Below are 19,633 nucleotides of genomic sequence, written 5' to 3' on the forward strand. Positions count from 1 at the left end.
TCACCGTGACGAACCGGGCGATCGATTCACGCCGTGCGTCGGTTAGCCTTACCTAAACTTCCGGGGAGGTGCGGGTGTCGCGCGAAGCGGTGCGAGGGGTCGGCCTGCTCGTGTCGATCGGCGTGCTGGGCCTGATCGTGCTGGCCAGCCTGTGGATCGGCACCAAGAGCATCCCGTTCGCCGACACCTTCTCGCTGCTCCTCGCCGACGACGGCACCGGCGACGCGGCCATCGTGCGCGACGTCCGCGTGCCCCGGGCCGTGCTCGGCCTGCTGGTCGGCGCGGCGCTCGGCCTGTCCGGCGCGGTGATGCAGGGGTTGACCCGCAACCCGCTCGCCGACCCCGGCCTGCTCGGCGTGAACATGGGCGCGGCGGCGGCGATCGTGTCCGCCATCGCGTTCTTCGGCATCACCAGCCCCACCGGGTACGTCTGGTTCGCGCTGGCCGGCGCGGCGGGCACGGCGACCGTCGTCTACGTCCTCGGTGCGGCCGGTCGGGGCGCGGCCACCCCCGACCGGCTCGTGCTCAGCGGCGCGGCGCTCACCGCCGTGCTCTACGCGTACGTCTCGGCGATCCTGCTGCTGTTCACGCACACGTTCGACTCGTTCCGGTTCTGGAACGTCGGTTCGCTCGCGGGCCGCGACTTCGAGCTGATCGGCCAGGTCTCGCCGTTCGTGCTGCCCGGCATCCTGATCGCGTTCCTGCTCGCCCGCAACCTCAACGTGCTGGCGCTGGGCGACCACACCGGCAAGGCGCTGGGCGCGAACGTCCACCGCACCCGCGCGTTCGGCGTCCTGGCCGTCACGCTCATGGCGGGCGCCGCGACCGCCGCCGCCGGGCCGATCGCGTTCGTCGGCCTGACCGTGCCGCACGTGGCCCGCATGATCGGCGGCAGCGACCAGCGCTGGGTGCTGGCGTACTCCGCGGTGCTCTCGCCGATCCTGCTGCTCGGCTCGGACGTGGTCGGCCGGGTGGTCATCGCACCGCAGGAGATGGAGGTCGGCATCATCACCGCGTTCATCGGCGCACCGGTGTTCATCGCGCTGTGCCGACGCAGGAAGCCGGCCACGCTGTGAGAACCCTCCGCACCCCCGTCGTCTCGCTGCGGATCAGCGAACGCGCCCTGTTCGTGAGCACCGCCATCGCCGCGCTCACGGTGGTCGCCGCGGTCGCCACCATGGTCACCGGCGACTTCCCGCTCACCGTCGGCGAGGTGCTGGCCACGTTCGTCGGGCAGGGCGACGGCTACGCCGACTTCGTCGTCTTCACGCTCCGCCTGCCGCGCCTGATCACCGGCCTGCTGGTCGGCGCGGCGCTCGCGCTCAGCGGCGCGATCCTGCAGAGCCTGTCCCGCAACCCGCTGGCCAGCCCGGACATCATCGGCTTCACCCAGGGCGCGGCCACCGGCGCGATCGCGGTCCTCGTGCTGGCCCAGGGCAGCATGACGGCCACCGCGCTCGGCGCGACCGCCTCGGGCCTGCTCACGTCCACCGCCGTGTACCTGTTGGCGCTCAAGCAGGGCGTGCAGGGGTTCCGGCTGGTGCTCATCGGCATCGGCGTGAGCGCGATGATGCTCGCGGTCAACTCCTACCTGATCACCCGGGCCACGCTGGAGAGCGCGCTGGCCGCGCAGGCGTGGCTGGTCGGCGGCCTGAACAACCGGGGCTGGGACGAGGCGCAGGTGGTCGCCGTCGTGCTCGCCGTGCTGCTGCCGTGCGCGTTGGTGCTCGGGCGGCGGCTGGCGTTGTTGGAGATGGGCGACAGCGCGGCGACCGGCTTGGGCGTGAACGCCGAGCGCACCCGCCTGGCGCTGCTCGCGGTGAGCGTGGGCCTGGCCGCCGTCGCCACCGCCGCCGCCGGGCCGATCAGCTTCGTGGCGCTGGCCGCGCCGCAGGTCGCCCGCCGGCTCACCGGCGCGGCCGGCCCCGGTCTGGCCGCGGCGGCGCTCATGGGCGGTCTGCTGCTGGTCGTCAGCGACTTCGCGGTGCAACGGCTGTTCCCGACGACGCAGCTGCCGGTCGGCATCGCCACCGGCGCGATCGGCGGGCTCTACCTGGTGTGGCTGCTGGCCCACGAGTGGCGGAAGGGGAGCACGACGTGACGAGGCTCCGAGGGTCGGACCTGACGCTGTCCTACGACGAGCGCGTGGTGGTGTCGGGGTTGGACGTCGAGATCCCGGACGGCTCGTTCACCGTCATCGTGGGCCCCAACGCCTGCGGCAAGTCGACCGTGCTGAAGGCGTTGGCGCGCATGCTCAAACCGCGCACCGGCACCGTGTACCTCGACGGTGAGGCGATCTCGACGTACCGCTCCAAGGAGGTCGCCCGCCGGCTCGGGCTGCTACCGCAGACCTCCATCGCGCCCGGCGGCATCACGGTCGGCGAGCTCGTGGCCCGCGGCCGGTACCCGCACCAGCGGCTGCTGCGGCAGTGGTCGGTCGAGGACGAGGAGGCGACCGCCGCCGCGATGCGGCTGACCGGCGTGCATGACCTGGCCGACCGGCTGGTCGACGAGCTGTCCGGCGGGCAGCGGCAACGCGTGTGGCTGGCCATGGTGCTGGCCCAGCAGACGTCGATCCTGCTGCTGGACGAGCCGACCACGTTCCTCGACATCGCGCACCAGGTCGAGGTGCTGGACCTGTGCGCCGACCTGCACGAGGACGGCAACCACACGCTGGTCGCCGTCCTGCACGACCTCAACCAGGCGTGCCGCTACGCCACCCACCTGATCGCGATGAAACCCGGTGTCGGCGTGGTGGCCCAGGGCAAGCCGGCCGACATCGTGACCGCGGAGCTGGTGGAGGACGTGTTCGGCCTGCCGTGCCGGGTGATCGCCGACCCGGAGACGGAGACGCCCCTGGTCGTGCCGCTGCGCCGGCAGCGCGTCAACGCGTAGGGGTCACCCCGGCACCGGGTACGCGCCGGCGGCGATGTCCTCGAGCAGCGTCGGACCCGTCGGCGTCCAGTCGAGCAGCGCGCGGGTGCGGGCGTTCGACGCGGTGATGTCCATCCCGAAGAAGCGCCCCAGCCAGCCGAAGTGCTCGTCGGCGTGCTCGCCGCCGCCGGCCTGCTGGAAGACCGCCGCGACCACTCCGCGCGCCGGTCCCGGATCATCGAGGCCAACCCCGGCCTGCGAGAACGCGAACTGCTCAAGCTCGCGGCCCTGACCGACACCACGGCGCAAGCCCTGCGAACCCGGGGCACCGACCACCTGACCGCAGCCCTCGCCGCCCACAGCGCGGTGACGGTGTTCCAAGTCGCCTTCGCCCACTGGGTGACCGCCGAGAACCCACCCACCCTCACCGCCTGCATCACGGACACGGCGGCGGCGCTGCGCGCTCTTCAGCTCACTCCGGCAACCACACCAAGTGCACCCGACGCACGGCGCGGTGTCCGCTGCTGATCTCGAAAAGCGTTCGGGCGTTCTCGGCGCTCTGGGCGGTCAGGTGGAAGTCGCCTTCCACCGAGTTGACCTCGGCGTGGTCCTCGAAAGCCAGTCCGTAGCCCGCGACGCGCGGGTCTTCGCCGACGCCGTGCTCCTCGACGAGGGCGAACATTCGCGGTGCTTCCTCCAGTGCCACCTCCTGCAACAAGGCAGCGAAGACGCCGTTCAAGTCGATCACGCGATCCTCCGTTCCAGGAGGTGGATCAGGTCGGCCAGTTCATCTCCGGTCGCGATGTCGTCCCGTGCCTCCGCGGGCGTGATCAACCAGATCACCGCCGTCCGTCCGAGGGCGCTCGGCGGCAGGGGTATCGGTGTCCTGTCCGGCAGCACCCGCGCCTCGTCACTGAGCACGAACTCCGGAACCGGCGGTCGTACCAGGAAGTAGGCCAACGGCATCCCCTGAACGGCGAGCACCGGAGTCCGTCGGGCGGTGAACCAGGGGTCCTTCCCGATGGCCTCGGCCAGCGAGTCGAACACCGCGAAGGCGCCCAGCCTGTCGCCCGTCACGGTGAACACGTTGGGTGCGTGCAGCCCAGGAGTGGACCACCACTGCCGAACCAACTCGGTACCACTGGTCGACGCCTCGACGGGCTGCAGGAGAGGGCTGGTGACGGGCCGTTCATCGACGGGATCGGCGAAGCGCCCGCCGTGCCAGACGGCTCCGGGTACGACCGGCCAGCCGAGCGCGGCGTAGTCCAGCGCGGCTTGCAGGTTGTCTCGACGCGCCGGTGACCCCGGCGCAATGCTGCTTTCCATGTGTTCCCTCACCGAAGGGGCAGACGATGTGTGCCACGCCAGTGCGTGGACGCCTTGGACTCGAAGTGTCGTGTGATTCACTTTCCGTGTTCGAGTCGATGCGGTGGGTTGTCAAGGACTGTCAAGGAGCCGGATGTGCCTGGCGACGCTGCGGTGGGAGCAGTGCTGCGACAGCTGCGGATGGCGCGGAAGTTGACTCTTGCCGCAGTGGCACGGCAAGTAGGTTGCGCCGAGTCGCTGATTTCGTACGTGGAGAGCGGTCGTCGTCGGCTGCATCCCTGGTTGGCCGAGAAACTCGACGCCGTCTACCTGACCGGCGGTGCGGTGAGCGCTCTGCTCCACGCCAAGCATGACGGTGCGGTTGACGGGTACCCGACGAATGATGTGCTGGTGGTCCAGCTGTCGCAGGGAGGTGCGTCAGTGCCGGTCTCGCGTCGTGAAATCCTTGCCGGGCTCGGCATCGGAGCGCTTGGGGGCCTGCTCAACGAACGCCTGGACCGACTCGTTGCGACAGTTGATCCAGTCGAGGATTCGCTGCGATCATTCGAACGGGCTTTCGCCGGTTTCCAAGCCGCCGCTCGAATGCTGCCTCCCACCCGCCTGCTGGACCCGATGATCGGTCACGTAGTACTGATGGACGTTCTGCGGCGCCGAGCGACAGGTAGGGAGCGAAAGCAACTCACGGTGATCCAGTCCCGCTTCGCCGAGTCGTTGAGTTGGCTGGGTGAGGAAGCCGGCGACCCCATCAGTGCCTCGTACTGGACTGATCGAGCCGCCCAGTGGGCGACCAGTGTCAACTGGACCGCGATGGTGGCTTACACCTTCGTCCGCCGCTCGATGATGGCGATCAGCCTCGCCGGTGACGGCTTCAGGGCAGTGGACAACGCCGGTCAAGTGCTGGAGATGCACGGAGCACCGCTGCGGGTAAAAGGTCTGGCCGCCAAGCAGGCGGCCTTCGGACACGCGCTGATCGGGGATGCGGAGGCGAGCGCTCGGGCGCTTGACGAGGCCATGCGGCTACTCGATTCCGGCGCTCGTGACGACGAAATCGCTCTTGGCCAGCGGAGTGTGGTGAGTGACGACCTGTACCTCATCTTCCGCGTCACGTGCGACATCTACCTCGGTCGTGGCGATCGGGTGGTTCCGCTGCTGGAGTCGAGGCTCCCCGGTCTGGAGGAGGTGTCCGCCCGCACCGCGACGATCACCAGGGCGAAACTCGCTCGGGCATACGCCAATATCGGTCAACCACAGGAAGCCGCCGTGGTCGCGTGGCAGGCGCTGGACGCGATGAAGGCGATCGGGTCCGCGTCCGCACATGGTGAACTGCGTCGAACCGTGCCGCTGCTGCGCCGGTGGGAGAAGAGAAGTGAAGTGCGAGACGTCCTCCACCGATTGCGCTCCACGCCTGCTACCGCTTGAGTCGCAGCACGTCGATCGGTTCTTCCCGTACCGTGCCGTCGGATCGGCGCTCGACCCGGTAGGCGTTCGCCTGCCGCCTATCGGCGATCGCCGTCGGCGGCTTGGTGTCCTCGTAGTGCAAACCGGCGCCGGCATCCGTGGCATAGCCGTCGGGTAGGTCACCATCGGCGATGAGCCGGTGGAACAGTTCACGGCGTTCGGCGTAGTGCACCGCGTTCGAGTACGGCAGGAAACCGAGCCCGTCCGCAACCCCGCGGACCTCGCCGTAGGAATCCGTCGTGCCACCCAGGTGCCAGCACAACGACCCAGCCGACTCGCCGCCGAGCACGACGCCGCTCTGCCAACAGTCCCGGAGGACGCGGTCGAGTCCGTGGACCCGCCACACCGCCAGCAAGTTGACCAAGCTGCCGCGGTCGACCCAGATGACGTCCTGGCCGCGCAGGTGCTCTTCCACATCCGGCACGTTCGGCTTGTCGAACAGGGTCAAGTGCGACACCTCGACGGGCGATCCGTCGAACGCGGCGTGGAACCGCTGGATGGTCGAGCGCTGATCCCCGCCCGCGGTGGCCAGCAAGCACAGGCGCGGGGTGTCGGTGGTGCCGGAGAGGTCGAAGGCGTACGTGAAGACGGGGCCCGGCTCCCATGGTTCACGAGCGCGGTTGAAGCCCATGCTGGTGGCGAGGATGTGGCCGGTCACGGAGGTTGACCTTAGGGGCGACTCAGACCTGCCACCGGGCGCGACCCGGGGGTTCGGCGGTCAGGTCGGACTCGAAGGCGGCGGCGATGGAGTCGACGTCCCAGGACTCCCGGGTCAGGACCGGCTGCTTCACGGCGTACTGGGAGATCACGTGCAGCTTGTCCGGCAGGAAGCGGATCAGTTGGCTGGTCACGTCCTTGGCCCGGTCGCTGAGCAGGTAGGTCACCAGCGGTGCCATCTTGGCCGGGGTCTGGTCGGGTGAGCTGATCTGCCGGGCACGGGGGTCGAGGTCCATCATCGGGGTCCACGCGAGTGGTGCGATGGCGTTGACGCGGACGTTGCGGGCGGCCAGTGAGCCGGCCCACGACAAGGTCAGCGAGGCGACCGCGCCCTTCGACGCCGAGTAGGCCGCCGCACCGGCACGGCCCAGCATGGCGCCCGACACGACGTTCACGATCGAGCCGCCCCGCATCACCTTCGCCGCCGCCGTGCCGCAGTACATCGTGCCCAGCACGTTCACCTCGACCACCGACCGCAGCACGTCCGGCTCGTCGTCCCACGGCTCGGCGAAGTGCGTGACGCCCGCGTTGTTCACCAGGCCGTCCACCTGCCCGAACGCCGACGCGCACAGCTCGACCAGCGCGGACGCCACCGAAGGGTCGGTCACCGACCCGGTGTGCGCCACGGCCTTACCGCCCGCGGCCACGATCGAGGCGGCGACCTCGTCGGCGCCCGCGACGTCGTTCACCACGACCCGCGCGCCCGCGGCCGCCGCGTGCCGCGCGTACGCCTCACCCAGCCCGCGACCCGCACCGGTCACGATCACGGCCTTGCCGTCCAGCACGCCCACGCTTACCCCCGATACCCCGCCGCGAGGTCGTCCGCACGCAACCGCTCCAGGTCGGCGCGCGCCAACCGGGCCGTCACCACCCGCGGTCCCGTGCCCGCCTGCACCATCCGTCGCCCGTCCGGGTGCCACACCCCGCTGCCCCCGCACGAACGCCAGCCCGGGCCCGCCCCGGCCAGGTTCGCCACCAGCGCGTACATCCGGTGGTCCATCGCACGGGCCGCGGGGTGCACGTCGAGCCGACGTTCCTGCCCCTCGGTGTACAGCGCCGACACCGCGTAGATGTCCGCGCCACGCCGTGCCACCTCCACCGCGTGCTCCGGCGCCGCCGCGTCGTAGCAGACGGCCGGCGCGACCCGCCACCCGGCGACGTCCAGCGGCGGCCCGAACCCGCCCGGCTCGAACAGTTCCCGCTCGGCCCGGCTCAGGTACTGCTTGCCGACCACCTCGACCCCGCCGTCCGGCGACAACGCCACCGACGCCAGCAGCCGGCGGCCGTCCGGACCCAGCCACGCCGCGCCGACCACCGCCGTCACCCCGTGCGCCCGGCTCGCCTCGCGGACGACGTCCAGCCGGGGGTCGTCGGAGCCGACCCAGCACGCCGGCTCGGCCAAGCGGCCCAGGTCGTAGCCGGACAACGACAGCAGGGGGAACAGCAGCAGCCGTGCGCCCGCCGCCTCCGCCACCGCCGCGGCCGCACGGCGCGCGTTCTCCGCGACGTCACCGGGCACGGGCGCGTGCTGCGCGACGGCGACCACCAACTCGTCGGATTCCACGCGACCGATCATTTCACGCCATCAGGTGACTCGGAGCGGTGACCGTGAAACGCACCACGGAAATGTGGTAAACATAAAGGTTGATTTCGCCGGGAATGGCGGAGTGGAGATAATCCCAGTATATCACAGGGGGCAAGCGTGGCGACTAGGGAATTGTCCGCCGAACGAGAGCGGATCGCCTTCCTGCACGATCGGCTGGAGCGGGAACGGGCCGCCGCCCGGGCCGAGCTCGACGCCGTGCTCAAGGACGGCCACGAGCAGCGCTGGCACCGCGAAGTCGCCGCGCGCACGCTGTCCGAGCAGGTCAGCCGCCTGAACGTGGCGGACGGGAACCTGTGCTTCGGCCGCATCGACACCGCCGACGACCGCGTCTACGTCGGCCGGATCGGCTTGTTCGACACCGAGCGCGACTACGAGCCGCTGTTGACCGACTGGCGCGCACCGGCCGCCCGCCCGTTCTACACCGCGACCGCCGCGAACCCCGAGGGAGTCACCCTCCGCCGCCATTTCCGGATTAAGGGGCGGCAAGCGCGAGGACACCCCGGAGCTGCAAGCCCTCAAAGGCGGCCTCTCGGCGGTGGACCTGCTGGTGGAGGCCATCGCCGACCGGCAGGAAGTGCCCGCCGACCCCATCCCGGTCGAACTGGAGGACGTCACCGTCGAGCTGACCGCCGAGATCGCCGCGCGGGCCAGGGCACGGGCGCGTGACGCCGGGCTCAAGCACAACGAGGCCCGGCCGGTGTTCCGCCGGGCCCTGGTGGACGCCCTGGTCGCACCCGCGCTCGACCTCATCGGCGAGGACTGGCCGGAACTGGCGGCCGACGTGCGCCGCGAGCTCACCGGCCACCCCGACGTGCGGCGTGCGGTCGACCGGCTGTGGCCGCTCCTCACCCCGCAGCGGCTCCTGGCCGACCTCTACGCCGGCCGCTGCTTCGGCCTCGGCCACCCGGAACTGCACCGCGACGACCCGCGCGCGTGGACGGTGTCCGACGTGCCGCTGCTGGACGAGGCCGCCGAACTGCTCGGCTCCGACGGCCGGGCCGAACGGCGCGCGGCGGAGGAGGAGCGCAGGCAGGCCGTCGAGTACGCGCAGGGCGTGCTACACGTGATCGACAGCGACGCCGAGATGTACGAGGAAGACCTGCGCGCCGTGGACCTGGTGAACGCCGAGTGGCTGGCCGACCGCCACACCACCGCCGACCACCGCGTCACGGCCGAACGCGCCGCCGCCGACCGCGAGTGGACCTACGGCCACATCGTGGTGGACGAGGCGCAGGAACTGTCCGAAATGGACTGGCGAGTGCTGGCCAGGCGCGGGCCCAACCGGTCCATGACCATCGTCGGCGACCTGGCCCAACGCCAGTCCGCGGCGGGCGCCCGCGACTGGTCACGCGTCCTGGCCCCACTCGCCCGTGACCGCTGGCAGTACCGCAGGCTCACGGTCAACTACCGCACACCGGCCGAGATCATGGCCTACGCCGCCGACACGCTGGCCGAGGTCGACCCCACCGCCGTGCCGCCGACCTCCGTGCGGCACGGCGAACCACCGCTCGAAGTCACCGCCGCCGATCCGGAGTCGTTCCGCCCGGCCACCGGCACGTTCGCCGTGATCACCCCGACCGGCCCGCTCACACCTCGGGCGACCAAGGGCCTGGAGTTCGACACGGTCGTCGTGGTCGACCCGGAGCGCATGGCACCGGCCGAGCGCTACGTCGCCCTGACCCGGGCCACCCAACGGATGATCGTCGTGCGCACGTCACCCCCTCGGGCCGAAACCGGCCGGAGTTCGTAATGCCGGCTGAGCCTGCGGCGCGGCATCCGTTGCACGAACACCTCCGTGCCGGTCACACCTGCGGGCAGTTGATTGGGCTCACGGCAAGAACCCGTCGCCTGTGGCACCTGGCGTTCTTGGGTCGCGGCCCTTCGTCGACGGCGGGACCGGCTGACGACGCGCTCGCCCGCCATCACCGTGAGCGCGGGTCTTCATCGACGGCCCACTTCAACCGGCTGATCTGCTTGTCAAGGCTGCGGACCCGGGTGGAATCGAGGCCGAACGCGTCGATCACGGGGAGGCGGACGGACTCCAGTTCCTCCAGGGCCTCTTCGTGGCGGCCATCGGTGGCGAGCATGTGCGCGATGACGAAGCGTGAATCGAGGACCTTCTCCGCCGTGTCTCCGTCGCCGGACACGTCCGCATTCTGGACGTAGAACCGCAACTGGGGCAGGGCCTTGTGCGGCTTGCCGATCTCGGCGTACGCGTGACCGGCGTGGTACGCCGCGTCGAGGACCGCCGGGTCGCTGGGTTTCCTGAAGCCGCGGTACTCGCGTCCGACCTCCTCGAACAGAGGAGCGGCTCGACTGTAGTGCCCGGCGAAGAATGTCGTGGCTGCGAGGATCTCCCGCAGCCGCAGTGCCAACGGCCGGTCGGCGGCAGAGCGCTCCAGGGCGTCGTCCAGGAGGCTGATCGCCTGTGACGGCCGGTTGTGCTTTACCAACACCTCGACGTTGGCGTTCAGCTGGGCGAACTCCGCATCGGTGAGAGGACGGCGATTGCCGGCGGCACTGCGCTTGCCGGCGGGGGCCAGCAGCGGACGGCGGAACGGGCGCGTCGGATCGCGATCTCCGCCGGTGTCGTGGTCGCGGACGTCGGTGGCGTAGGGCACGAGGACCTCGTACACCGCCGTCGCGGTGGGACGTGCCGACGCGTCCTTCGCCAGCATGGACGTCACCAAGTCGTCGATCATGTTCGGAACGGCGGCTCGGCGAGCCCTCACGGACGGTGCCGGTGCGTGCAGGTGGCGCAGGCGCAGTGGTAGGTCGGTGGAACCGTGAAACGGCACGTCACCGGTGAGCATCTCGAACAGCAGGCACCCGAGCGAGTAGATGTCGGATGCGGAGGTCACCGCGTGTCCGAGGTTCTGCTCCGGCGACATGTACGGCGGAGTACCGACGGTGCGGTCCACCTGTGTCAACCTCGGCAACGCGCCCGCGCCGCGCAGGATCGCGATGCCGAAGTCCAGGACTTTCACCAAGCCGCCGTCGATCAGCATCACGTTGCCGGGCTTGATGTCCCGGTGGACGATGTCGAACCGGTGCACGTCCGCCAACACGGCAGCGACCTGCGCCCCGATCGCAGAGGCCCACGCCACGCTCGGCGGCTCCGTGCCGAAATCGGTGTGGTCGAGCGTCGCTTCCAGCGTCGAGCCGCGTAGCAGCTGCATGACCAGCCACAACTGGGTGCTGCCGTCCGGCATTTCGTCGACGCCCGTGTCGTAGACGGCTGGTGTGCCGGGGTGTTCGAGCTGTGCGGTCGTGCGGATCTCGCGCAGGAACCGCTTGCGGTCGCGGTCCAGGGCGTCCAAGATCTCGGCCGCCTCCGGGCTGTCAGGCGCTGTCGGGACGGGTCCAGGGGGCCGCAGCAGCTTGATCGCCACCCGCCGATCCAGGCGTTCGTCGTAACCGTGGAAGACCTCGCTCATGCCACCCCGGCCGAGCAGACCGTCTATCCGGTAGCGCCCGGCCAGTAATCGCTTCTCGACCGACCGCGCCGCCTTGTCCGTCACGCTTCACCTTTCAAGGGGTCCGGTTCCGCACCCGCGTCACTCCACGACCGGACGTCCGGTCTCCCTGTTCATCTCGGCGCGCAACAGCGCCAGCGCCTCGTCGCGTGCAGGCTCTGTGATGATCCGGTAGGCGCGTTTGCGGGCCGCTTCCTTGATCGCCTTGCGGAACTCGTTGTTGTCGAAGTAGAGCTTCATAAAATCGGTGTTGCGCTCGGCGTTCTCGGCCACGATGTCGTCCAGTCGGTCATCCGCGACCTGCCCGAATCGTGCCTCGTCGTTCATCAGCGCGATCTGCTGCATGTTGGTGTCCTCGACCAAGCCGACGACCTGCTGGTAGACCAAGATCTCGTCGGTGGCCCCGAGCCCGAGCCCGAACCGGTCGTTGAGTTCCGCGATCACCTCGGACAACGGCTTCACGTCGGGCTCCTTGAAGCCGCCACCGTCAGCGGCGTGCCCTCGGACATCGCGATCGCCTACCTCCACCAGCGATATGTTGTGCCGACCGGTGTACTCCAGCCGGAAGTGGCTGAGATCCGCGTCGCCGATGTCCACCGACGTAGACGGTCTACCGGGTAGACGTAGCAGCAGTACCCGGCCGTACTGGTACAGACGCTCCAGGTCGGAGTCGTCCCAGTTCACGATCTGCGCGATCAGACTGTAGGCGCGTACGTAGCTCTGCAACGCGCCCCTGAAGCCTTCCCGCTCGTCGTCGGTCTCCAGCGCCCCGAACCGGTCGATCGCCGGCTTGAGGTACTCGTGCAGTTCGGCGTGCAGTTTGCGTTCGGCGGCCTCCGGTAGGCGTCCGGGAGCTGCCGAGGCGAGTACCCGGACGAACGCCTCCATCTCGGACGCGACCAGGATCGCGTACTCCATCACCTGGTGCTGGCGGGTGTAGAGGAGGTTCGGGTCGGTCGGCTCGGTGATCGTCGTCTCGAACCAGTCCTCGAATGCCGCTTGAATGGTGGGTGCGTCGTTCACGAAATCGAGGATGCGGACGTCGTCCTGCGACTTCAGCGGGTGGATGCGATTGAGCCGGGACAGGGTCTGCACGGCCGCGACGCCGGTCAGCTGCTTGTCAACGTACATTCCGCACAACAGCGGCTGGTCGAACCCCGTCTGGTACTTCTCGGCGACCACCAACAACCGGTACTCGTCCTGGTTGCGCGCCGGAGCCTGCGGGTCGTCGGCCTTGGTGTAGCCGAACCGGTCGGGAAGCTGATTCTCCGGGAAGCCGTTGAGCTGCGCCTCGGTGAACTCGACGCCGGTGTCCTCGTCCTTGAGCTGCCCGGAGAAAGCGACGAGTGTCCCACAATCGGTGAAGCCACATCGCTCCACGTGGTTGCGGATCGCCTGGTAAAGGTCCAGCGCGTGCTGCCGGCTTCCAGTGACTACCATCGCTTTGGCGCGGCCGCCGAGCCGACCGGCGATGTTGTCGCGGAAGTCCTCCACGATCAGCTTCGCTTTCTGCTCCAATGACTTCGGGTGCAGCTCGGCGAACCGGACCAGCTTGGCCTTGGCCTTCTTGCTGTCCACCTCTGGATTCGCCAAGGCGGACTCGGCCTGTTCCACGGCGGCGTTGCGTAGGCGCCACTTGGTGTCGTATGTGATGTAGTTGGCGAGCACATCGAGGATGTAGCCCTCCTCGATTGCCTGCCGCATGGAGTAGACGTGGAACGGGACGTGCATGCCCCGCTCGCCGGTGCGCGGGTTCACCCGACCCGGGTCGAAGGTTCCGAACAGTTTCAGCGTCGACGATTTCGGCGTGGCGGTGAACGCGAAGTAGGACAGGTTCGGCTGCTTGCCCCGGACCCGGGTCAGGTACTCGGTCTCGCTCTCGTCCTCCAGGCGCACGGCGTTCGCTCCCAGCGCCTGCTTGAGCTTGATCGCCGATTCGCCGCCCTGTGACGAGTGCGCCTCGTCGATGATCACCGCGTAGCGCTTGCCCGCCAGACCGAGGTCGGCGATCTTGCTCAGCACGAACGGGTACATCTGGAGGGTGCTGATCACGATCTTCGACGTCGAGTCGTCCAGCGCCGCCGCCAGCTGTGTCGAGTCCACCTCGATCCTCTTGACGACACCCGGGGTGTGGTCGAACTGGAAGATCGTCCTCTGGAGCTGACGGTCCAGCACCACACGGTCGGTGATCACGACCGTCTTGTGGAACACCGGATGGTTGCTGTCGTCGAACAGGTTCGACAGGCGGTGCGACAGCCACGAGATCGTGTTCGACTTACCGGATCCTGCCGAGTGCTGGATCAGGTAGTTGTGCCCGGCGCCGTTGGTCCGCGCGTGGTCGACCATCTTCCGCACCGCGTCCCACTGGTGGTAGCGCGGGAAGATTCGAGGCGCGGTGTGCGGGCTGAGCTTGGCGCCCTTCCGATCGGGAGCCTTGATGTGCATGAACCGCTGGAGGATCTCCAGCCAGTTGTCCCGGTGCCAGATCTGCTCCCACAAGTACGCCACGCTGTAGGAGCCAGGCTCCGCCGATGGGTTGCCGGAGCCACCTGCGACACCAGGGCCGTTCGAGCCGATGTTGAACGGCAGGAACTCCGTGTCCGGTCCGTGCAGGCGGGTGGCGATGAACGCCCGGTCCGGGTCGACCGCGAAGTGCACCAGGGTGCGCTTGGCGAAAAACAGCTCGTTCGGGTCACGGCGGCGGTACTGGGCGATGGCGTGGTCGGCGTTCTGGCCCGTGTTCGGGTTCTTCAGCTCGACCGTGGCCACCGGGAGACCGTTGACGAACAATGCCACGTCCACGGACAACGCCGGATGGCGCGCGCTGTAGCGGAGCTGGCGCGAGACGGTGAGCCCGTTGGCCCGGTACTCCTTCAACGCATCCGCGGCGAGGGTGTGACCGGGCTGGAAGTAGGCCAGGTCGATCTGGATGCCGCGGTCACGGACACCCTGGCGCAGCACGTCCAGCACGCCGCGGGCATCGATTTCGGCAGCGACCCGGTCGGCGAACTGGCGTTCTGCGGTGAAGTGATCGCCGCCATAAAGCTCGACCAGCCGGTCCCAGCGCTTCTGCTGCGACGCGCCGACGAACCGCAGCATCTCGCTGGTGTCGAGGCCCAACTCGGGTCGGAACGTGTGCTCGGACCGCGACCAGCCGTGCGCGAGCAACTGCGCCTCGACGTGGGACTCGAACGCGTACTCGGTGTGCGCTCCGGGACTCATACCCCGACACCTTCTGTCGACACCCCGCGCGCGGTCGTGACGTCGATCTGCCCGGCTACCGCAGCGGTGATCAACGCCTGTCGACGTTCTTTCAGCAGGTGGATCTGGCGAGTGATCGCATCTCGAATTGCTTCAGTGCTGTTCATGGCATCTGTGATGCTGTGGGAGATTCTTTCCTGGGTGGCGAGGTCGGTGTGTGGAAGTTGAAGTTCACCGATGTTGCCGAGTCCCAAGCCGGTCTTGGTGCCGCCGTAGCTCTTGCTGGTCAGTTGAAGGCTTATTGCGGGCGACTTTATTGCGTAGGCAAGCCAGGTCGGGTCGCAGGCAGACTTGATTGGCCGCACCAGCGCGATGTGCTGACTTACGTTCCCGTCGACGGTTGAGCTGTCGACGACCGCAACGGACCCGATGTCGGCCGTGATGCTGATCAGCACGTCGCCCAGCTTCGTCCTGGTGCGCTCACGCTCGTGGCCGCTCGGTGGTTCGATGCGAACCAGGTCCGCGTGGTCCAGCTGTATCCCGCGCCGAGGAATGTTTGTGATGCGAATAAAGGGGACGCCCTTGTCTCCGGTCAAGTCGCCCCAGCCTCGAGGTCCGCTCGTGATTCGGCTCACCAGGTGCTTGAGTCGAATTTGTTTGGCGTTCGTCCCGCTGTAGTGGCTTTCCAGTAGTGCAGACTGCCGAGCGTCCAGCAGGTCGATCTGGTGGTGTCGTGCATCGAGAATGTGGTCAAGTTTTCCCGTCTCGACGTCAAGATAGCCGGCGATTCGGCGCTGCTCGGCGAGTGGTGGATGTGGAATGGGTAGGTTTCCGACCTGTTCCGCGTTGAGGTTCGCCTGTGTGTTGCTTCTCGCTTGCTCGGCGAGGCGCGGCTGCAGGGCATTCAATGAGTACCGCAGGAATCGGACGTCGGCGGTGGCGCTCGGGGTGATCCCCAATATGGCCTGGTTCCATGCGGCTGGAAGTCCCAGTTGCGCCGTGTGTCCCAGGCTGGCGTACATGCTGAAAAGGATGATCCCCGGGCTGCCCACCTTGAGGCGCGCCGAACGCAGACCTTCTTCTGATACGTGCCGATTCGTCGCGGTGACGAGATCGGTCGTTGACATGTCGCCAATTGTGACCCAAGCGTGGCCGCTCTTGCTGTCCGCCCAGTGGGCCGGCTCGTGCACGGAAGGAGTTCCGCCGGCGGTCAGGGTTGCGATCCGCTTGAGCGGAATGCTTTTCCAGGTCATTTCGTCGCCTCGCCGAGGAGCTTCTGGATCTGCGTCTCGAGTTCCCGTAGTTCGGCGTCGATTTCCGCTAGTGGTCGCGGCGGGGTGTAGACGTAGAAGTGGCGGGTGAAGGGAATTTCGTAGCCGATCTTCGTCTTGCCGTAGTCGATCCAGGCGTCCGGGACGTGTGGCACGACCTCGCGGGCGAAGTACTCGTCGATGTCCTCGTCCAGCGGGACGTTCTCGAAGTCGCGCAAGTCGGGATCGGGCAGCACGTCGCCCAGGTCGTCCTTCTGGACCTCGCCGTTTGGATCGGCGACCGAGACCGCTCCCCAGAACGCCTTGTGCTGCGTCACCGTGCTCGGCCAGGCCGCACCGGCCGCGACCACGGATTCGTGCAGGGCGTTGGCGGCCTCCTTCTTGGTCCACCAGACCGTTCCGATCAGACGGCGCACCGCCTCCGCCAAAGCGTCGCGGCCGTCCCACTTGGCCAAACCCTTGGCGTCGTTGAGGGCGGCCAGCGTGTCCTCGGTGATCTCGAACCTCAGCTTGAGCGGGCGCTCCACCGTGATCCGGTGATAGCCGAAGTCGCGTGTCCGGAAGACCTTCACCTTGTCGCGGTACGGATGCTCGTTGTTCACCGCGCCGTCGAGGGTGTCCATGTACAGCTCGGTGATGTGCTTGAGCTGGGCTTCGCCGATCTGCTTGCGCTTGTCGCCGAGCGACTTGCGCATCTTCTCCCACTGGTCGCGGGCGTCGAGCAGGATCACCTTGTCGCGCACCGCTGCGGCCTTGCGGTTCGACAGGATCCAGAAGTAGGTCGAGATGCCGGTGTTGTAGAACAGTTGGTCCGGCAGGGCGACGATGCCTTCCAGGAGGTCGTTCTCCAGGATCCACTGCCGGATCTTCGACTCGCCGGACTCCGCGGCGCCGGTGAACAAGGGGGAGCCGTTGAAGACGATCGCCAGCCGGCAGCCCCTCCCCTCCACCGGCTCCATCTTGGAGATCATGTGCTGGAGGAACAGGAACGAACCGTCGTTGATCCTCGGCAAACCGGCGCCGAACCGTCCGGCATGGCCGAGTTCGGCTTCGTCTTCGACCGCGTCCCTGACCTTCTTCCACTCCACGCCGAACGGCGGGTTGGCCAGCATGTAGTCGAACTTGCGGTCGGTGTAGCCGTCGTCGCTGAACGAGTTGCCGAAGTGGATGCTGCCGTCGTGGTCGCTCATGAGCATGTCCGCCTTGCAGACCGCCCATGATTCGGCGTTCAACTCCTGGCCGTACAGGTACACCTTGGCGTCGGGACTGTAGGACTTGATGAACTCGTCGGCTGCCGTGAGCATGCCCCCGGTGCCGCAGGCGGGGTCGAGGATGTTGATCACCGGCGCCCCGCCGGCGAGAACGTCCGCGTCCGGGCCGATCAGCAGGTTGACCATGAGCTTGATGACCTCGCGCGGCGTGAAGTGTTCACCGGCGGTCTCGTTGGAGTCTTCGGCGAACTTCCGGATCAGGTGCTCGAAGACGTAGCCCATGTCGTGGTTGCCCAGCTTGTCCAGGTCCCGCATCGCGGCGAACTTGCCGACGACCTGGTACAGGATCTTGGAGTTCGCCAGCCTGGTGATCTGGTTGTCCAAGTCGAAGCGGCCCAGGATCTCGCGGACGTTCGCGGAGAAGCCGTTGATGTAGTCGCGCAGGTTCTTCGCCACGTTCGTCGCGTCGGAGGCGATCGTGGCGAAGTCCTGGTCGGAGGTGTTGTAGAACGGGAGCTTCGCGGCGCGCTCCAACAGGAGTTGCTTGTTCTGGATGTCCAGCTCCGAGTCCCGCTTCCGCACGGCCTCGCGGGTCGGCTCCATCACCGCGTCGAGGCGGCGCAGCACGGTGAACGGCAGGATCACCTGGCCGTACTCGTGGCGTTTGTAGTCGCCGCGCAGCAGATCGGCCACCGACCAGATATCGGCTGCCATCTTCTCGTGCGTCGGTCCAGAGGTCACGACTCGTCGTCTCGCTTTCGGGTTACTGCGGGATGTATCGGTGGTGAGAGCTGCGGGTTATCGCGGGTCCGGGGCCAGCGCACCGGTGGTGAGACCGTGGACGGTGTGGGTGATGACGTTCGCGCTCACCCTGGCCAGGCCGTTCAGCGTCTCTTCGAGTTCGCCGAGCCGCCGGAAGGCGTCACCGTATCGACGTTGATCGGCTCGCGTCATGATGGGTACGCGGCAGCGGCGCAGGTCCTCGCGGCTGAGCGCGCCGAGGGTGTTCGCCACCGGCAACGCGGCGGCGTCGGCGCGCAGGAACGTCGCGATGAAGTGCGCGTCGAGTCGGCTCGGGTCGAGTTCGAGTACCTGCGCCACGCCGGAATCGTCGGCCGCGGTGCCGGTCGCGACGACCGGTGGCCTGCCGAGGGTGCGCAGGAGCACGTCACCCTTGCGCGGCGGGGTGTCACGGGAACGGATTCTCAGTGCGCCTTCCCATTCCAGCTGGCCGAGCGTCACCGTGGCGTGCGTCGAGGGCCGGGCGGCGGTGAAGCGGGGGAGTCCCCGTCCGATCTGCCGGTAGAGGGTCCGAAGCCGGTCGGTCACACGGTCGAGATCGTCGGCCGTGACGTCCACACGGGGTCTGAGGTAGCGGGAGGGCAGGAGGTCGACGTCACCGGCGAGCAGTTCGGCGTGCGGCACCGACCGGCACACGGGATCGTCGGTCTTGTCGAAGAGCTCCCTCCAGGCGGCGTGGTCCTGGGGGATGTCGGCGGTGGTGCCCACTCCGGACAGATCGACCATGCGGACGGGCGGCGAGGGCACTCGTGGTCGTTCAAGGACCCAGAGGTACACGTCGCTGTCCGACTCCGAGCCCATACCAGCGGGCAGTGCGATGACGTCGCGCAGCACCCCGGACTCGATCAACGCCTTACGCACGTGGCGCCCGGACGGCTGGACGCACGTCCTTGGGGATACCGCGACGACCGCCACGCCGCGTAGGCCCAAGCAGGCGTAGCAGTGCTGTACCCAGGCCAACTCGCCGTCACGTGCATCGGGTACGCCGAACCTCCAGCGCCGGTCGCCGGCCAGTTCCTCGGCCGGCCAGCGTGACAGGTCCAATGGCGGCTCGCAGACGACGGCCGCCGCCGAGCCCCGATGCTCGCCCACCTTGTCATCGAGCAGCGAATCTCCCATGTGGATCTCGTACGGCGGGTCATGGGGATGTGCGCGCACGTTCGCCGCGGCGGTGGTGGCGGCCTCCGGCCGGAGCTCCTGACCGACGAGCTTGACCTGGTCGCCGAACCGGTCGGCGACGGCCAGCAGCAGGGTGCCCTCACCGCAGGCCGGGTCGAGCACGGCGGGGAGGTCGGAGTCGACGGTGTCGAGGTCGTCGGGGAGCAGTGAAACCATCACGCGTGCCAGCAGCTGCCCTGCGGACAGGTCATGGGCGGCCGGCTCCGACAGATCCGCAGTGGCGACGCGGGCCGATTCTGACGACACCGCGCCGTCCAAGGCCTGGGTACCGGTGTCGGTGCGCCCGGCCGTCGCCAGCTGGTCGGCCTTGCCGGATGCGACCAGCCAGGCTTCCACCTCCTTGCGGGAGAACAGCGTGCTGCCGTCGCCTTCCTTGACCGGCTTCGGGAAGGTGGGGTAGCGCCTGCGCCAGTTCGACACCGCCGCGCGACCGACATTGGCCAGCCGTGCGATGGCCGCAGCCGTCATCACGTCGGGTTCCGCAGCATTCACGGACCGACCGTACAAGGTCAC

General features: G+C 68.3%; 17 protein-coding genes. 5 read left to right on the forward strand and 12 right to left on the reverse strand.

Annotated elements, in window-relative coordinates; all coding sequences use genetic code 11:
• Nucleotides 1-74 precede the first annotated feature (74 nt).
• Genes A6A25_RS39190 through A6A25_RS39200 form a run of 3 tightly spaced genes read left to right on the forward strand, consistent with a single transcriptional unit; the run spans nucleotide 75 to nucleotide 2,895 of the window.
• On the forward strand, nucleotides 75-1,076 hold the full coding sequence (locus tag A6A25_RS39190) for a FecCD family ABC transporter permease (protein ID WP_073899186.1): 1,002 nt from the start codon (nucleotides 75-77) through the stop codon (nucleotides 1,074-1,076).
• Nucleotides 1,073-2,101, forward strand: a complete 1,029-nt coding sequence (locus A6A25_RS39195) for a FecCD family ABC transporter permease (protein WP_073899188.1) — start codon at nucleotides 1,073-1,075, stop codon at nucleotides 2,099-2,101. Before A6A25_RS39190 ends, A6A25_RS39195 begins: the two co-directional genes overlap by 4 nt.
• Complete coding sequence (locus tag A6A25_RS39200) at nucleotides 2,098-2,895, forward strand: ABC transporter ATP-binding protein (protein ID WP_083669048.1); 798 nt, start codon at nucleotides 2,098-2,100, stop codon at nucleotides 2,893-2,895. Before A6A25_RS39195 ends, A6A25_RS39200 begins: the two co-directional genes overlap by 4 nt.
• Nucleotides 2,896-2,898: 3 nt before the next feature.
• On the opposite strand, the gene A6A25_RS46140 is transcribed toward A6A25_RS39200, so the two are convergent.
• From A6A25_RS46140 to A6A25_RS39215, 3 genes are all read right to left on the reverse strand, one after another.
• The gene (locus A6A25_RS46140) at nucleotides 2,899-3,270 is read right to left on the reverse strand and encodes a hypothetical protein (protein ID WP_073899192.1); all 372 of its coding nucleotides are present in this window, start codon (nucleotides 3,268-3,270) and stop codon (nucleotides 2,899-2,901) included.
• Between the two features lie 76 nt (nucleotides 3,271-3,346).
• Nucleotides 3,347-3,622 (reverse strand): hypothetical protein, encoded by a 276-nt coding sequence (locus A6A25_RS39210; RefSeq protein ID WP_083669024.1) that lies wholly within the window; start codon nucleotides 3,620-3,622, stop codon nucleotides 3,347-3,349.
• A complete protein-coding gene (locus A6A25_RS39215) occupies nucleotides 3,619-4,200 on the reverse strand; it encodes a bifunctional DNA primase/polymerase (protein WP_073899194.1) in 582 nt (193 codons plus the stop codon). Before A6A25_RS39215 ends, A6A25_RS39210 begins: the two co-directional genes overlap by 4 nt.
• Nucleotides 4,201-4,362: 162 nt before the next feature.
• Between A6A25_RS39215 and A6A25_RS39220 the strand changes: the two genes are divergently transcribed.
• On the forward strand, nucleotides 4,363-5,619 hold the full coding sequence (locus tag A6A25_RS39220) for a helix-turn-helix domain-containing protein (RefSeq protein ID WP_073899196.1): 1,257 nt from the start codon (nucleotides 4,363-4,365) through the stop codon (nucleotides 5,617-5,619).
• Here the strand turns inward: A6A25_RS39220 and A6A25_RS39225 are convergent.
• The 4 genes from A6A25_RS39225 to A6A25_RS46730 all read right to left on the reverse strand — a co-directional run bounded on the left by A6A25_RS39225 (nucleotide 5,609) and on the right by A6A25_RS46730 (nucleotide 8,479).
• The gene (locus A6A25_RS39225) at nucleotides 5,609-6,316 is read right to left on the reverse strand and encodes a peptidase E (protein WP_241829160.1); all 708 of its coding nucleotides are present in this window, start codon (nucleotides 6,314-6,316) and stop codon (nucleotides 5,609-5,611) included. The two genes, A6A25_RS39220 and A6A25_RS39225, sit on opposite strands and share 11 nt — an antisense overlap.
• Nucleotides 6,317-6,338: 22 nt before the next feature.
• Nucleotides 6,339-7,166 (reverse strand): SDR family NAD(P)-dependent oxidoreductase, encoded by an 828-nt coding sequence (locus tag A6A25_RS39230; protein ID WP_073899198.1) that lies wholly within the window; start codon nucleotides 7,164-7,166, stop codon nucleotides 6,339-6,341.
• 2 nt (nucleotides 7,167-7,168) lie between these two features.
• The gene (locus A6A25_RS39235) at nucleotides 7,169-7,939 is read right to left on the reverse strand and encodes a carbon-nitrogen hydrolase family protein (RefSeq protein ID WP_198933025.1); all 771 of its coding nucleotides are present in this window, start codon (nucleotides 7,937-7,939) and stop codon (nucleotides 7,169-7,171) included.
• A 123-nt stretch (nucleotides 7,940-8,062) separates the two neighbouring features.
• Nucleotides 8,063-8,479: a hypothetical protein gene (locus tag A6A25_RS46730; protein WP_241829161.1), complete on the reverse strand. Its 417-nt coding sequence runs from the start codon at nucleotides 8,477-8,479 to the stop codon at nucleotides 8,063-8,065.
• A 37-nt stretch (nucleotides 8,480-8,516) separates the two neighbouring features.
• On the opposite strand from A6A25_RS46730, the gene A6A25_RS39240 reads away from it, so the two are divergent.
• Nucleotides 8,517-9,731, forward strand: a complete 1,215-nt coding sequence (locus tag A6A25_RS39240; RefSeq protein WP_241829162.1) for a hypothetical protein — start codon at nucleotides 8,517-8,519, stop codon at nucleotides 9,729-9,731.
• Nucleotides 9,732-9,903: 172 nt separating this feature from the next.
• Here the strand turns inward: A6A25_RS39240 and A6A25_RS39245 are convergent, their stop codons facing one another.
• The 5 genes from A6A25_RS39245 to A6A25_RS39265 all read right to left on the reverse strand — a co-directional run bounded on the left by A6A25_RS39245 (nucleotide 9,904) and on the right by A6A25_RS39265 (nucleotide 19,612).
• Complete coding sequence (locus tag A6A25_RS39245; RefSeq protein ID WP_143193705.1) at nucleotides 9,904-11,502, reverse strand: serine/threonine-protein kinase; 1,599 nt, start codon at nucleotides 11,500-11,502, stop codon at nucleotides 9,904-9,906.
• Nucleotides 11,503-11,538: 36 nt separating this feature from the next.
• Complete coding sequence (locus A6A25_RS39250; protein WP_073899201.1) at nucleotides 11,539-14,679, reverse strand: type I restriction endonuclease subunit R; 3,141 nt, start codon at nucleotides 14,677-14,679, stop codon at nucleotides 11,539-11,541.
• A complete protein-coding gene (locus tag A6A25_RS39255) occupies nucleotides 14,676-15,911 on the reverse strand; it encodes a restriction endonuclease subunit S (RefSeq protein WP_073899202.1) in 1,236 nt (411 codons plus the stop codon). Before A6A25_RS39255 ends, A6A25_RS39250 begins: the two co-directional genes overlap by 4 nt.
• The gene (locus A6A25_RS39260; RefSeq protein WP_073899203.1) at nucleotides 15,908-17,854 is read right to left on the reverse strand and encodes a type I restriction-modification system subunit M; all 1,947 of its coding nucleotides are present in this window, start codon (nucleotides 17,852-17,854) and stop codon (nucleotides 15,908-15,910) included. Before A6A25_RS39260 ends, A6A25_RS39255 begins: the two co-directional genes overlap by 4 nt.
• Nucleotides 17,855-17,938: 84 nt before the next feature.
• The gene (locus A6A25_RS39265; protein ID WP_198933026.1) at nucleotides 17,939-19,612 is read right to left on the reverse strand and encodes an N-6 DNA methylase; all 1,674 of its coding nucleotides are present in this window, start codon (nucleotides 19,610-19,612) and stop codon (nucleotides 17,939-17,941) included.
• Between the last annotated feature and the right edge of the window lie 21 nt (nucleotides 19,613-19,633).

Source organism: Saccharothrix sp. CB00851 (genome assembly GCF_001905065.1).
Lineage (GTDB): Bacteria > Actinomycetota > Actinomycetes > Mycobacteriales > Pseudonocardiaceae > Actinosynnema.